At 73.6% G+C, this 13,053-nt stretch carries 17 protein-coding genes; 3 read left to right on the top strand and 14 right to left on the bottom strand.

What is annotated here, in order from left to right; all coding sequences use genetic code 11:
* Positions 1-6: 6 nt before the first annotated feature.
* From KBZ10_RS18185 to KBZ10_RS18175, 3 genes are all read right to left on the bottom strand, one after another.
* Positions 7-918: a helix-turn-helix transcriptional regulator gene (locus KBZ10_RS18185; RefSeq protein WP_210988702.1), complete on the bottom strand. Its 912-nt coding sequence runs from the start codon at positions 916-918 to the stop codon at positions 7-9.
* An 82-nt stretch (positions 919-1,000) separates the two neighbouring features.
* Positions 1,001-1,264, bottom strand: a complete 264-nt coding sequence (locus tag KBZ10_RS18180) for a DUF397 domain-containing protein (protein WP_210988701.1) — start codon at positions 1,262-1,264, stop codon at positions 1,001-1,003.
* Between the two features lie 160 nt (positions 1,265-1,424).
* Entirely contained in the window at positions 1,425-2,267 is an 843-nt protein-coding gene (locus tag KBZ10_RS18175) for an SAM-dependent methyltransferase (RefSeq protein WP_210988700.1), read from the bottom strand.
* 186 nt (positions 2,268-2,453) lie between these two features.
* Between KBZ10_RS18175 and KBZ10_RS18170 the strand changes: the two genes are divergently transcribed.
* Positions 2,454-3,221: a class I SAM-dependent methyltransferase gene (locus KBZ10_RS18170; protein ID WP_210988699.1), complete on the top strand. Its 768-nt coding sequence runs from the start codon at positions 2,454-2,456 to the stop codon at positions 3,219-3,221.
* Positions 3,222-3,260: 39 nt separating this feature from the next.
* On the opposite strand, the gene KBZ10_RS18165 is transcribed toward KBZ10_RS18170, so the two are convergent.
* The 5 genes from KBZ10_RS18165 to KBZ10_RS18145 form a co-directional block, all read right to left on the bottom strand.
* Positions 3,261-3,647, bottom strand: a complete 387-nt coding sequence (locus KBZ10_RS18165; protein WP_210988698.1) for a DUF2267 domain-containing protein — start codon at positions 3,645-3,647, stop codon at positions 3,261-3,263.
* A 680-nt stretch (positions 3,648-4,327) separates the two neighbouring features.
* Entirely contained in the window at positions 4,328-4,579 is a 252-nt protein-coding gene (locus KBZ10_RS18160) for a hypothetical protein (protein WP_210988697.1), read from the bottom strand.
* The gene (locus tag KBZ10_RS18155; RefSeq protein ID WP_210988793.1) at positions 4,564-4,701 is read right to left on the bottom strand and encodes a hypothetical protein; all 138 of its coding nucleotides are present in this window, start codon (positions 4,699-4,701) and stop codon (positions 4,564-4,566) included. The genes KBZ10_RS18160 and KBZ10_RS18155 overlap by 16 nt, the downstream gene beginning before the upstream one ends.
* Before the next feature lie 125 nt (positions 4,702-4,826).
* Positions 4,827-5,006 (bottom strand): hypothetical protein, encoded by a 180-nt coding sequence (locus tag KBZ10_RS18150; RefSeq protein WP_210988696.1) that lies wholly within the window; start codon positions 5,004-5,006, stop codon positions 4,827-4,829.
* Positions 5,007-5,027: 21 nt separating this feature from the next.
* Positions 5,028-5,381 carry a PRC-barrel domain-containing protein gene (locus tag KBZ10_RS18145; RefSeq protein WP_210988695.1) on the bottom strand — a complete coding sequence of 118 codons (354 nt, stop codon included), beginning with the start codon at positions 5,379-5,381 and terminating at the stop codon, positions 5,028-5,030.
* 281 nt (positions 5,382-5,662) lie between these two features.
* On the opposite strand from KBZ10_RS18145, the gene KBZ10_RS18140 reads away from it, so the two are divergent.
* Complete coding sequence (locus KBZ10_RS18140) at positions 5,663-5,971, top strand: hypothetical protein (RefSeq protein WP_210988694.1); 309 nt, start codon at positions 5,663-5,665, stop codon at positions 5,969-5,971.
* Between the two features lie 87 nt (positions 5,972-6,058).
* On the opposite strand, the gene KBZ10_RS18135 is transcribed toward KBZ10_RS18140, so the two are convergent.
* From KBZ10_RS18135 to KBZ10_RS18110, 6 genes are all read right to left on the bottom strand, one after another.
* On the bottom strand, positions 6,059-6,448 hold the full coding sequence (locus KBZ10_RS18135) for a DUF2267 domain-containing protein (protein WP_210988693.1): 390 nt from the start codon (positions 6,446-6,448) through the stop codon (positions 6,059-6,061).
* A gap of 146 nt (positions 6,449-6,594) precedes the next feature.
* On the bottom strand, positions 6,595-7,017 hold the full coding sequence (locus KBZ10_RS18130) for an Hsp20/alpha crystallin family protein (RefSeq protein ID WP_210988692.1): 423 nt from the start codon (positions 7,015-7,017) through the stop codon (positions 6,595-6,597).
* Between the two features lie 251 nt (positions 7,018-7,268).
* Positions 7,269-8,087 (bottom strand): MerR family transcriptional regulator, encoded by an 819-nt coding sequence (locus tag KBZ10_RS18125; RefSeq protein ID WP_210988691.1) that lies wholly within the window; start codon positions 8,085-8,087, stop codon positions 7,269-7,271.
* A gap of 114 nt (positions 8,088-8,201) precedes the next feature.
* A complete protein-coding gene (locus tag KBZ10_RS18120; RefSeq protein ID WP_210988690.1) occupies positions 8,202-9,458 on the bottom strand; it encodes a glucarate dehydratase family protein in 1,257 nt (418 codons plus the stop codon).
* Positions 9,455-10,399 carry a 5-dehydro-4-deoxyglucarate dehydratase gene (locus tag KBZ10_RS18115; protein WP_210988689.1) on the bottom strand — a complete coding sequence of 315 codons (945 nt, stop codon included), beginning with the start codon at positions 10,397-10,399 and terminating at the stop codon, positions 9,455-9,457. Before KBZ10_RS18115 ends, KBZ10_RS18120 begins: the two co-directional genes overlap by 4 nt.
* An 85-nt stretch (positions 10,400-10,484) precedes the next feature.
* On the bottom strand, positions 10,485-12,008 hold the full coding sequence (locus KBZ10_RS18110; protein ID WP_210988688.1) for a sodium:solute symporter family protein: 1,524 nt from the start codon (positions 12,006-12,008) through the stop codon (positions 10,485-10,487).
* A gap of 133 nt (positions 12,009-12,141) precedes the next feature.
* Between KBZ10_RS18110 and KBZ10_RS18105 the strand changes: the two genes are divergently transcribed.
* A complete protein-coding gene (locus KBZ10_RS18105; RefSeq protein WP_210988687.1) occupies positions 12,142-12,981 on the top strand; it encodes an IclR family transcriptional regulator in 840 nt (279 codons plus the stop codon).
* The last annotated feature ends 72 nt before the right edge of the window (positions 12,982-13,053 follow it).

Here is a 13,053-nt window from a genome sequence, read left to right as displayed (position 1 = left end):
CACCGCTCAGGAGTCCCGGCCGAGCAGGGACCTGAGGAACTCCCGGCTCTCCTCCGGCGGTTCGGCCTCCGCGCACAGCCGCTCCATGATCAGCGCGTACTGGTCGACGTCCTCCCGCTTGTCGAGGTACACCGCGCCGGTCAGCTGCTCCAGATAGACCTTGTCCGGCAGGTCCGGCTCCCGGAACCGCAGCAGGGTGACGGGGGTCCCGGCGGCGGCGTTGGCACCGACGCTGAACGGCGCCACCTGCAGCGACACGCTCGGCAGCTCGGTGACGGCCAGCAGATGCTCCAGCTGTGCGCGCATCACCTCCGGGCCGCCGAAGGGCCGGCGCAGCACCGCCTCGTCCACGACCGCCCAGAGTTTCGGGGCGTCGGGCCGGGTGAGCAGCTTCTGCCGGGCGAGCCGCAGTTCGACCAGCCGGTCGATCTTCCGCTCGGGGGCGTCCGGATAGCCGAGCCGGGTCACGGCCCGCGCGTAGGGCTCCGTCTGGAGCAGGCCGGGGAGGAACTGCACCTCGTAGGTGCGGATGAGCGAGGCGGACTCCTCCAGGCCTATGTGCAGCTCGAACCAGTCCTCCAGGACGTCGCTGTACTCGTGCCACCAGCCGGGGCGGTTGGCCCGGCGGCCGAGGGCGAGGTAGTCCGCGCGCTCGGCCGGGTCGGTGACTCCGTAGAGGGTGAGCAGGTCCTCCAGGTCGCGGAGCTTGAAGCCCACCTGGCCGCGTTCGAGGCGGCTGATCTTCGCGTGGGAGGCGCGGATGGCGCGGCCGGCCGCCTCCGGGGTGATGCCGCGTTCCCGGCGCAGCCGCCGCAGCTGGGCGCCGACCACGATCCGCAGCACGGTGGGCCCGGCCTCGGGCCGGTCCAGATAGCGGCGTACCGGGAAGCCGTCGTCCGCTCCGGTGGCCGGGGTCATCCCCGCGCCTCCGGCGCGGTGCGCGGCCGCCCGGTCGCGGAACGGCGGCCGGCGGCGGGGCCCCCGGCGGTCGCCGGGCGGATCACGCCGGCTGCTCCCCGCACGCGAGGGCGTCGAAGTCGCCGTCCTTCGCCCCGCGGAGGAAGGCGGCCATCTCCTCCCGGCTCCAGACCAGCACGGGCCCCTCCGGGTAACGGGAGTTGCGCACCGCGATCCGGCCTCCGGAGAGGACCGCGAGTTCCACGCAGTTGCCGCCCGGCGCGCTGCGACCGCTCTTCCGCCATGCCGCGTTCTCCCAGTCGTCCGCCCGGTTGCCGGGCCGCTTCCCGCCGCCGGTCCCCGTCATCCCAGCCCTCCTCCGCCGCACGGCTCCGCGTCCGCCCCCGAACGTCCCGCCGTACGGGCCGTCATATGCCGTACGCGAGACTGTAGAGCCGTCCGCGCCCACGGCACCAGCCGGAGGACGGGGCTCCGGCGCTCCCGCTCCGCGCGGGGCGTGCGCCGGGTCAGGGCTTGCGGGCGACGCCCACGTAGAGCGGGATGTCGGTGTCCGAGAGGGCCTCCGCGCCCACTTCGGCCGGATCGGGACGCCACCGCTGAACCACCGTCAGACCCGGCTCCACGAGCTCCAGGCCGTCGAAGAAGCGCAGCACCTCGTCCTTGCTGCGCGGTGTGACGTTCGAGCCCTTCGCCCTGAAGTTGTCCGAAACCTTTTTCAACGTGGCCGGTTCGAAGTCGTTGGTGGCATGGCTGAGCACCAGGTGGCTGCCCGCGGGGAGGTCCCGGAGAAGACGGGCGACGATGCCGTACGGGTCCGCGTGCTGCGGAAGCCAGTGGAGGACCGCCACCAGGGTCACCGCGACCGGCTTGCCCAGGTCGAGCGTCGCGCGGAGCCGGGGGTGCTCCAGGATGCCGTCCGGGTCGCACAGATCCGCCTCGATGTAGGCGGTGCGGCCCTCGGGGGTGCTCTCGTGCAGCGCGCGCGAATGGGCCAGCACGATGGGGTCGTTGTCGGTGTAGACGACCCGGCAGGAGGGGTCGGTGTGCTGGGCGACCTCGTGGAGGTTGGGCGGGGTCGGTATGCCGGTCCCGATGTCGAGGAACTGCCGGATCCCGGCCTCCCCGGCCAGATGCCGCACGGCGCGGTGCATGAAGGCGCGGTTCTGGTGCGCCACCAGGCCGGCCACCGGCATGGTCTCCAGCAGCTGCTCGGCCGCCTTCCGGTCCTCCGGGTAGTTGGTCTTGCCGCCCAGCAGGACGTCGTACACGCGGGCGGCGTGGGGCCGGTCGGTGCGGAGTTCGACCGGTGGCCTGGGTCCGGTCCGCATCCATTCCTCCGCGTCCGCCATGCGCCACCGCTCCTTCCCCGCCGTCCGGGCGCCGGACGGGGTCATCTGTCGTCAACTGTGCTGTGCAGCTTACTGTGTTGACGTGCCGCCACGGGTGCGCCCGCCGGTGCGGGGCCCCGCACCGGCGGGCGGAAACCGTACCCGGCGCCCGTTTGACCGGCGCCCTCCCCGGGGACCCCTGGGGCCATGACCACGCTCCGGAACAGCGCCCTCGCCGCCGCCTTCGACCGGGCCTCGGGCTCGTACGACCGTCTCGTCGCCGCCAATCCGGGCTACCACGGGCAGCTGCGGCTGTCCGCGCGCCGGCTCGCGCTGCCCGGGCGGGGGGCGGGCCTGCGCGTGCTGGATCTGGGCTGCGGCACGGGGGCCTCGACGGCCGCCCTGCTCGCGGCCGCGCCGCGCGCCCGGATCACGGCCGTCGACGTCTCGGCGGGGATGCTGCGGCAGGCGGCCGCGAAGCGCTGGGACGGGGACGTCGAGTTCGTCCACGCCGCGGCGGAGGATCTGCCGTGCCCGGGCGCGGAGGGCCCGTTCGACGCCGTCTTCGCGGCCTACCTGGTGCGGAACGCGGCGGACCCCGACGCGGTGCTGCGGACGGTGCGGGGGCTGCTGCGCCCCGGCGGGCGGCTGGCCGTCCACGAGTACACGCTGACGGGAAGCCCGTACCACCGGCTCCTCTGGTCGGCGGTCTGCTGGGGAATCGTGATCCCGGCCGGGTCGCTGCCCCGGGGCGACGCGTCGCTCTACCGCCATCTGTGGCGCAGCGTGCTGGACTTCGACACCGCGGAGGCCTTCCGCGGCCGGCTGCTGCGCGCGGGACTGTCACCGGTGCGCACCGCCCCGGTGACGGGCTGGCAGCGCGGGATCGTGCACACCTTCCTGGCCGGCCGTCCCGGCACCGGGACGGAGACCGGGGGCGGCGGCGGGGAGGGGCCCGGGCAGGACGCGCGGTGAACCCGGGCGGGGCCCGGCGCACCACCGCCGGGCGGCGGGTCAGCCGGCCAGTTCGGGGTGGCCGAAGAGACCGGCGTACTCGGCCGGCAGCCGGGCGAGGAGGGCGTCCCGCTCCCCGCGGCCGATCCGTTCGGCCAGCGTGGAGAGCACCGCGCGGGTGGCCGCCTCGGCGCTCTCCTCGTCCTCCCCGATGGCCTCGGCCACATGGGTGACGAAGGTCCGCGCCCCCCAGTCCCGGGCCGCGGCCTCCGCGTCATTGATCATGTCGGCCAGCGGCTCGGGCAGCTGGTCGGCCAGGTGGCCCGCGGAATCGGGGGTCAGCCGGGTGCCCAGCGCGGTGAGGACGGCCCTGGTGGCCATGTCCGCTTCGTCCGGGCTGTATCCGCCGCGCTCGCGCACGGCGGCGAGGAAGGCTCCGTACGGCATGGGATGGCTCACTCCTTGTGTGGGCGGATGACCGGTCCCGGCCACGGGGAAGCCGGCCGGCCCGGGGCGATTCGCACCGTCCGCGGTGAATGTCCTTCTAGAGGTACCAGGGGTCACCCGCTTCAAACAGCTTTCGCCCGGCTGCCCGGCCCTCCGGAGCGGCCCGCACGAAGCCGCCCCGGGCCGGGCACGGCACAGGGCGGCCGTCCGGAGGGCGCGCCGGCGAGCGGGACCGGGCGGACAGGTCGTCACGGCAGTCCGTCGGGCACCCCTGCCGCCGGAGCGTCCGCGGGGACCGGCCGCCCGGTCACTCCCTCCCGATGAAGCAGCCGGCGCAGAGCGTGCAGTCTCCTCCGAGTCGCGTCACCGGTTCCCGAACGATCTGCCGGGCCGCCGGGTCGGTACGGACGGCGGGCGGAGCGACGCAGACCTCCCGCCCCGCCCGGGTCCGGGCCACCCATCCTCGGAAGGCCGGCCCGTGGTCGGCAATCACCGGAGTGCTGCGCATGGTTCCCCCTTTTCAGGAGTGGGAGAACCCCCGAGTGACCGTCCGATCCTGCCACTTCGGTCGCCCTCGGGCACCGGAGCCCCACAGAGCGTCGCGCCGGCGGAGGGGGCCCCGCCTCCCGCCGCCCGGGCGGCCGCCGCCCGTGACCCGCCGCCCGTGATCCGCCGCCCGCTCAGATGAGCCCTTTGCGGCGCAGGTCCTCCAGCACCCGCTCGTTCATCTCCCGGATCTTGCTCGCCTGCAGATCGGTGACCGCGATCGCCGCGCTCTCCAGGGCCTGCCGGATGCCGGCCTCCAGCTCCTCCCCCGGGAGCGACGCGATGACGACGTCCGCGTCGGCCTCCGCCCGCTCCACGGGGATCGGCTCCCCGCCGGAGAGCACGAGGCGGCAACTGCCCGGCGCCCAGCTCAGAGCGCGCTCCATGTGCGCGTAGCTGGTGTCACGGGCCCGCGGTAGGTGTGCTTGCGCAGCTCGTACTCACGCGGCACACCGTGCTCGAACGCCACCTCCGACACCCAGTTCGCGGCGTCATTGACCGTGCCCAAGGTGCGCTCAAGCGCGGATGCCCCGGACCCGTCCTTGTCCCACCCCCGAGTGACAACCGGGCCCGGCCTTCCCTCCGCTGCCGCCCCGTCACCTCGCCGGAGCGCCGCGGCGGGAGGCTCCGCGGTCACCGCGGCAGACGGTGCCGGGGCGGATTCCGCCGCCGGCCCAGCCGCATGCCGAGCAGCACCAGATTGATGAGGAAGACGGCCACCCCGATGAGGAGCAGGACGAACAGCCCCTCGACGACCACCCCGGCGATGCCGAGTCCGACCGCGACGAGGACCAGGAACAGGAACAGGGCCATGGGGCTCTCCGATGGGCGGGTTCAGCGCCGGGCCAGCCGGCGCTCGCCGGGCCCGTGCTGGTAGGGGCGTTCGTAATGGGCGAAGACGGCCGCCTCCTCCTCGGCGAGGAGCTCGCCGTCCCGCTGGATCGAGGGCGCGTTCTTCACCTGCCTCTTCAGGACCCGGACCGTGAGATGGCCGGGCCCGACGGTGGCACCGTCGAGCGGTACGAACGCCAGCCGGCGCCGGGTCGGCAGGCCGACGAAGACGGTCGCGAACGCCGGCTGGTCCGAGGAGGTGTCGACGTAGACCGACTCCAGTTCCCCGATCCGGTTGCCCTCGGCGTCCAGCACGGCGTGACCACGCCAGTCCCTGATGTTCTCGGCCTCGAACATCGCAATGCCCTCCGTCCTCCGCGGGCGCTTCCCGGTCCGGTCTCCTCTGTCCTATCCGCAGCCGGCCCGTTCCGCGCGCCGGGGACGCACGGGCGGCGGCATCCCTACGCCCGACGGGGTGACGGGACGGATGCCGGCGCACCGGCCGGCCGGCGCCGGGGGTCCGGAAACCGCCACCGGGAGCGGACCGCGGACGCCCATGGCCGGATCCGGACGGCGACCGGGCCGCCCCGCCCGGCCGGCGGCCGGGAGCGGCTGCCTCCAGGGCCTATGCTTTCCGGGTGGCGAACGAAGAAGTGCAGCGCCTGGCGCGGATACGGATGCGGGTGACGGGCGAGAGCTACGAACAGGCTCTCGCCGCCCTGCAAGGCCGTGCCGCCGGCACCGGATCCGGCGACTGCCCGGAGCCGGGCCCGGAGGAGACCGGGGGCGCGGGAGAAGCCGGGAGCGCGGCCTGCAGCGGCGCGACCGTCATCGACATGACCGGGCGGGAGAGAACACCGGGCGCGGCCCGCGCGAGGCGCCGTACGGCCGCCCGCGCGCCCAGAGCGCCCGAGGCGGCGAACGGGGAGCAGGAGGAGAGAGGCTGACGGGCCGCCCGCCGGCGCGGCGGGCCCGCCGGTCACCGCCGGCCCGGCCGTCCCGGTGCGGACCGGGGCGGCCGGGCCGGCGGCGCGTCAGACGAGTTGTGCCCGGCCGAACAGCAGGGCGAAGCCGCCGGGCAGCCGGCCGATGATCCGGTCCAGCAGCTCATGGTCCGTCACATCGGCGACGACGCTCAGGACCGAGCTCGTGTCCCAGCGGGCCGTCGCGGACGTCGCTCCCTCGGTGCGGGCGGCGATCCCGTCCACGAACTCCGCGGCGGTGAGCGGCCGGTTCGCGGACCGCTGCGTAACGAGCAGCCGGGCCGCCTCCAGCGGCAGCCGGCGGGCCAGCAGATTCCGCTCGGCCCTGCCGAGTTGGCCGCCCAGGGCCGAGAGCACGACCCGGGTCACCCGCTCGGCCTCCCGCCGGCTCGGATACTCCCCGCGTTCCCGGACCCGCTCGGTGAACTCACTCCAGCGCATGCGTGCGCTCCTCCTCTTCTCCCCTCACGGACGACTGACGACGCCGATGGCGGCCGGGCCCGCGCAGCGCGCGGTTCCCGGCACCCCGGCACGGCACACACGACGGTGCCGCGACCGCCTCCGCGGCCGCGGCACCCCGCGGCGGTTCAGGAACGGAGCTCCCTGCGCTCACTGCCGCCCGAAATCTGGATCTTGCGCGGCTTGGCCTGCTCGGCGACCGGGATCCGGAGAGTCAGCACCCCCGCCTCGTAGGAGGCCTCGATCCGCTCGGTGTCGAGGGTCTCGCCGAGGAAGAGCTGCCGGCTGAAGCTTCCGGCGGGACGCTCGGCGGCGATCACCTCGGCGTCCTCGGGAGCCGGCGACCGGCGCTCGGCCCGCACGGTGAGGACGTTGCGCTCGACGTCGAGGTCGATGCTCTCGGGGTCGATCCCCGGAAGGTCGAAGTGGACGATGAAGTCCTCGCCCGACCGGTACGCGTCCATCGGCATGCCCGCGGGCCGGCTGACGCTGTTGAACATCTGCTGGGCGAACCGGTCCAGGTCGCGGAACGGGTCGGTACGCATGAGCATCACGGGTCATCTCCCTCCGTGTGGCACTGCTTGCGATGCCCTACACACTTCTTATATACACCGCACGAGAAAACTTGACAAGCAGCCGCTCAAGTCAGCCATTTACGCAGGTCAGGATGGTCATGGAGAGGCGGCGGTGTCCCGTGCCCGCCGCTCCCCCGCCCGGCGGGCACGGTGGGCGGGGCCCGGAGAGCAGCGGGCCGCCCGGCCCGCGACCGGTGACGGCGGCCTCGGAGCCGGGCGGCGGAAGGTCAGGCGGGGGTGACGGGTTCCTGGAGTTCGGTGACCCAGTCCTCGGGTCCGCCCTCACAGGAGAGGTAGAGCTCCCGGGGCGGGCCGGCGGAGCGGTGCCCGCTGGTGCCGATCCAGCGCGCCAGGGCCTGGACGGCCGGCATCACCTCGTCCATGGAACCGCGGTGCACGACGGTCGCCGCCTTCTCCACCGCCGGGAGGTCCACGACGGCGAGGCCGTGGCCCCCGCCGGGGTCGGTGGCGACCGGCGCCGCTGCGTGGACGGTGACCGTGCCGCCGGGGTGCTCCTCGTAGAAGGCGAGGTCCGGGCCGGCCGGCGCCACGCCCGCAGCGCGGAGCCGCTGGTGCAGCTCGCGGTAGAGCGGCTGGATCACCGGTCCGATGTCCTCCGGCCGGAACCCCGGCGCCTCGGCGGTCAGTTCGGCCACACGGACCGCGGGAAGGGATTTCACCACGATGTCATCGGCGGGCATGCGCCCCTCGCTCTCGATGAGACGGAGCCTCGCCTCGGCCCGGGCCAGCCGGCCCGCCGCCGCGTGTGCCTCCTCCTCCAGTTCCGCGCGGCGGAGCCTGAGCATGCCGCGCAGCTCCCCGGCGCCGACGTCCTCGTCGAGGATCTGCCGCACCTGCCGGAGCGTGAAGCCGAGATCCTTGAGGGCGAGGACGCGGTTGAGCCGGGTGAGCTGGCCGGCCTCGTAGAAGCGGTAGCCGGTGAAGGGGTCGGTGCGGGCGGGGCGCAGCAGTCCGAGGGCGTCGTAGTGACGCAGCATGCGGACCGAGACGCGGCCGTGCCGGGCGAAGTCTCCGATACTGAACATGACGCCTCCCAGTGCAGGGCCTCACACGGTGTCATGGTCAAGCGGCGGCCCGGCGGGCACCCTTCCCACTGGGCTCTCTCCCGCCGTGCGCGGCGGAACGGGGGTGCGCCGTGGCTACCACCGTTCCGTGTTCGGTCGGAAGCTCCCCACGTAGCGGCGCATGTAGCTCGCGTCGTCACGCGCCCTCAGGCCGCACCGGAGGTAGTCCTCGTGGGCGCGGGCGAGGGCGTCCTCGTCCAGTTCGACGCCGAGTCCCGGCCCCTCGGGGACCCTGACCGCTCCGTCGCGGAACCGGAGGGCCCCGGGGACGATGACGTCGGTCTCCTTCCACGGCCAGTGGGTGTCGCAGGCGTAGGTGAGGTGCGGGGTCGCGGCGGCCACGTGGACCATCGCGGCGAGGCTGATCCCGAGATGGCTGTTGGAGTGCATGGACAGGCCGATGCCGAAGGACCGGCACAGGACGGAGAGGGCCTGGGTGTCGCGCAGGCCGCCCCAGAAGTGGTGGTCGGAGAGGACGACGCCGACCGCCCGGGCCCGGATGGCCGGTTCGAGGTCGTCGAAGCGGACCACGCACATATTGGTGGCGAGCGGCATGCGCGCCCGTTCGGCCACCCGCGCCATGCCGGCGATGCCGGGGGTGGGGTCCTCCAGGTATTCGAGGACGCCGTCCAGTTCGCGGGCCACCTCGATCGCCGTGTCCGGTTTCCAGGCGCCGTTGGGGTCGATGCGCAGCGGGTGGCCGGGGAAGGCCGCGGCGAGCGCGCGGATGCCCTCGGTCTCCTGCGCGGGCGGGAGGACACCGCCCTTGAGTTTGAGGGAGCGGAAGCCGTAGGTCTCCACCATGCGCCGGGCCTCGCCGACGAGGGCTTCCGGCGTGAGCACCTCGCCCCAGTCGTCGGTCTCCGCGCCCAGGTGGGCGCCGTACTTGTAGAAGAGGTAGGCGGAGAACTCGACCTCGTCCCGGGCCCGGCCGCCGAGCAGATCGCAGACCGGGCGGCCGAGGAGCCGCCCCTGGGCGTCGAGGGCGGCCACCTCGAAGAGCGCGTAGACGCCGGCGAGGGTCTTGCCGGTGGAGAAGCCGCCGGTGAGGCCGTGCAGATCGGTGTACACGGTGTCGCCGACGACGCGCTCGACGGTGCGGCGCAGGCCCGGCAGGTCGAACACGTCCCAGCCGGTGAGCTGTTCGGCGACCCGCCGGGCCTGGGTGAGGAACGCCTCGTCGCCGTAGGACTCGCCGAGGCCCGTCACGCCGTCCTCGCCGACGAGCCGCAGCACGCTGCGGAGCGCGTACGGTTCGTGGACGCCCATGGCGTTGAGCAGCGGTGGGTCGGCGAAGGCGACCGGGGTCAGGACGGCCTCCCGTATTCTCATCGGCCGCCCGCCTCCAGACCGGCCAGGACGCCGAGGCCGTGGTCGAGGATCCGTTCCAGCCGCCGGAGCTGGCCCTCGGTGGGCTCGGCGAGCGGCGGCCGGACCGGTCCCACCTTCTGGCCGCGCAGCCGGGCGGCGGCCTTGACCAGGGAGACGGCGAAGCCCGGGGTCTCGTCGCGGAGGGCCACCAGGGGCAGGTAGAAGCCGTTCAGCAGGGTGTCCATGGTGGCCCCGTCGCCCTCGGTGAGGGCGCGGTGGAAGCGCTGGGCGATCTCGGGCAGGCAGCCGTGGACGGCGGAGGAGTAGCGCTCGACGCCGATGGCGGCGTAGGCGCGAGCGGACATCTCGGCGGTGGGCAGCCCGTTGAAGAAGAGGAGGTCCTCTCCCCGGCCGCCGGCGGCGCGGACCGCGGTGACGATCCGGCTCATCCGCTCGATGTCCCCGTGACCGTCCTTGATGCCGATCACGGAGGGGACGGAGAGCAGGGAGACCGCCGAGCTCTCGGTGAGGACGGCGGTGGCGCGGTGGTAGACGACGACCGGCACGCCGGTGTCGCCGGCCGCGTACCGGACATGGGCGACGAGACCGGCGGGCGGTCCGGTGACGAGGTACGGCGGCAGCAGCAGGACGCCGTCGGCCCCGGCCGCCGCGGCCGCCGCGACACCCGCGCGGGCGGTCGCGGCGCCGCCTCCGGCCCCGGCCCAGACGGGGACCCGTCCGCCGGCGACGTCGAGTGCGGTGCGTACCAGAGCGTTCAGCTCGTCCGGCGCGAGGGAGCTGAACTCGCCGGTGCCGCACCCGACGAACAGGGCTCCGGCACCCGCCGCCACGTGGAACTCGACGTGGTCGGCGAAGGCGTCGAGGTTGAGTTCGAGGTCGTCGGTGAAGGGGGTGAACGGAAAGGCCAGCAGGCCGTTCAGTTCCGGGGTGGACTGCGTCATCGGGTCCGTTCTCTCCTCTGGTCGGGGGGCCGGCGCCGGGGCCCCGGGGCCGGTGGCCTCGTACCGGGCGCGGGCCGGCCGTGCGTCAGACGGCGACGACCGGGTCCTGGGACGAGCTTCCGGAGCCGCCGGGGCCCTCGTCCTCGTCCTTGCGGCCGGCCGTGTCGATGATCTCGTCCGCGCGCACACTCGGCTCCGGGGCGAGCAGGCCCAGCCCGGAGTAGAGGACCAGCGAGACCAGGATGGGCGCGGCGACGATGGTCGTCTGCGTGCTGTCGAGTCCGTAGTAGACGAGGGCGTAGGTGGCGAGACCGGCGGCCCAGGAGGCCAGGGCGGCGCGGGAGCCGCAGCGGCGGAACCAGGGCAGCATGCCGAGCAGCAGCGGAATGGAGATCGGGCCCATGAGCGCGGCGACCCAGGAGACGACGATGGCCAGGACGCCGCCGAGGTTCTTCGCCTGGGTGGCGACGATCATGCTGAGGGTGATGAAGGAGAAGGTGGCGATCCGCGCGGCCAGCAGCTTCTCGCCCGCGGAGAAGTCGCGCGCCCGGCGCCACAGCACGGGGAGCATGTCCCGGGTGATGACGGAGGAGATGGCGTTGGCGTCGGAGGCGACCATCGCCATGGTGTGCGAGAAGAATCCGGCCAGGACCAGGCCGACCATGCCGGCGGGCAGCAGGGTCGTCGTCATCTCCGCGTAGGAGGTGGTGGGGTCCTCCAGGCCGGGGACGATCAGCGGCGCGGCGAACATCGGGATCATCAGGACGAACGGCCAGACCAGGTAGAGGGCGGAGGAGAGGACGGCGCCCCGCCGGGCGGCGTGGGTGCTGGGCGCGGCCATGTAGCGCTGCGCCAGGTTCCACATCCCGCCGTTGTACTCCAGGGTCTTCACCAGGATGTAGACGAGCAGAAAGACGGTGGTGTACTTGGACGTGGTGGGGCTGAGGTGACCCTCCGGCAGATCGCCCCAGAAGGTGAACAGGGCGGAGAACCCGCCGAGTTTGCCGAGGACGACCCAGAGCATGACGAGGCCGGCGAGCCCCTGGATGAGGAACTGCCCGAAGTCGGTGAGGGCGTCCGCCCACAGGCCGCCCGCGGTGCAGTAGATCATGGTGACGGTGCCGGTGATGACGATGCCGAGCACCAGCGGCACCCCGGCGAAGGAGTTCAGCAGCACGGCGACCGCGAACCACTTCGAGGCCACGTCGAAGACCTTGAGGAGGCTTCCGCTCCAGGCGAGGGCCTGCTGGGTGGGGACGTTGTAGCGGCGGGCCAGGTATTCGAGCGGTGAGGCGACGCCGAGCCGGGAGGAGAGCCGGTTCCACCGGGCGGCGAAGAGCCAGCTGCCGATGCCGACCCCGATGCCGATGGTCGCGAAGGCCCAGAAGTAGACGGTGATGCCGTCGGTGTAGGCGACGCCCGCGAAGGCGACGAACATGACCGCGCTGTAGCCCGACATGTGGTGCGAGATGCCCGCCAGCCACCAGGGCATCTTGCGGCCGGCGATGTAGAAGTCGCGGACGGTGCGGACTCTCCGGTGGGACCACCACCCGATGCCCACCATCACCAGGAAGTACCCGCTCACCATGATCCAGTCGAGTATGTGCACTGCAGCGACCCCTCTCAGATTTCACATATGTGAATGGAGTCACTCAGGCGGACAGAGTTCGCACACCTGAATGGCGTTCGGGGAAGCTAGTATGACGTGGATCACGTGTCAACGGTTCGGACAGAGGAGCACCATGCCGCGACCGACCGCCCCCTCGGCCGTCCCGCCGGCCACCCCGGCCGCCGCCCGCACCGGGCCGGCCGGGGACAGATCCGAACCGGCCGGGGTGAAATCGGCCCGCCGGGCCATCGATCTGCTGGAGACCTTCGCGGCGCACGACAGCTGGCTGACGCTCGGCGGGCTCCACGCCACCACCGGACTCCCGCGCTCCAGCCTGCACGGCCTGCTGCGCACCCTCCACGAGTGCGGCTGGCTGGAGACCGACGGCGCCGGCGGTTACCGGCTCGGGGTGCGCGCCCTCATCTGCGGCACCGCCTACCTCGACCGCGACCCCGTCATCCCGTACGCCACCGAGGCGCTGGAGACGGTCCGCGACCAGACCGGTTTCACCGCCCACTACGCGCGCCGCGACGGCGACCAGGTGGTCTATCTGGAGACCCGGGAGTCGCGCCGCTCCGCCCATCTGGTCTCGCGCGTCGGCCGCACCCTGCCGGCGCACGCCACCGCTCTGGGCAAGGTCCTGCTGGCCGAACTCACCCAGGACGAGATCGCCGGGCTGATGCCCGCCCCTCTGCCCGCGCTCACCCCGAACACCCTCACCACGCTGGAGGCCCTGGAAGCGGCCTGCGCGGAGACCCGGGAACGGGGCTACGGCCTGGAGACGGAGGAGGGCACCCCGGGCGTGCGCTGCGCCGCCGCGGTCGTCCCGTACCGCATCCCGGCCACCGACGCGATCAGCTGTTCCATGCCGACCGACCAGGTCACCGAGGAAGCGGTCGCCGGGGTGGGCGCGTTGCTGACCGAGGTCGCCGGGGATCTGGGACGGCGGCTGCGGCGGGCCGGCATCCGCTGAGGCGGGGCCCCGCCCCCGCGCGGCGGCGCAGCGGCGGGCCCCCGCCCGGGCGCGGGGGGCGGGGGGCGCCGC

The organism is Streptomyces sp. F63 (assembly GCF_018070345.1).
Classification (GTDB): Bacteria; Actinomycetota; Actinomycetes; order Streptomycetales; family Streptomycetaceae; genus Streptomyces.
This window is presented reverse-complemented; position numbering and strand designations above follow the sequence as displayed.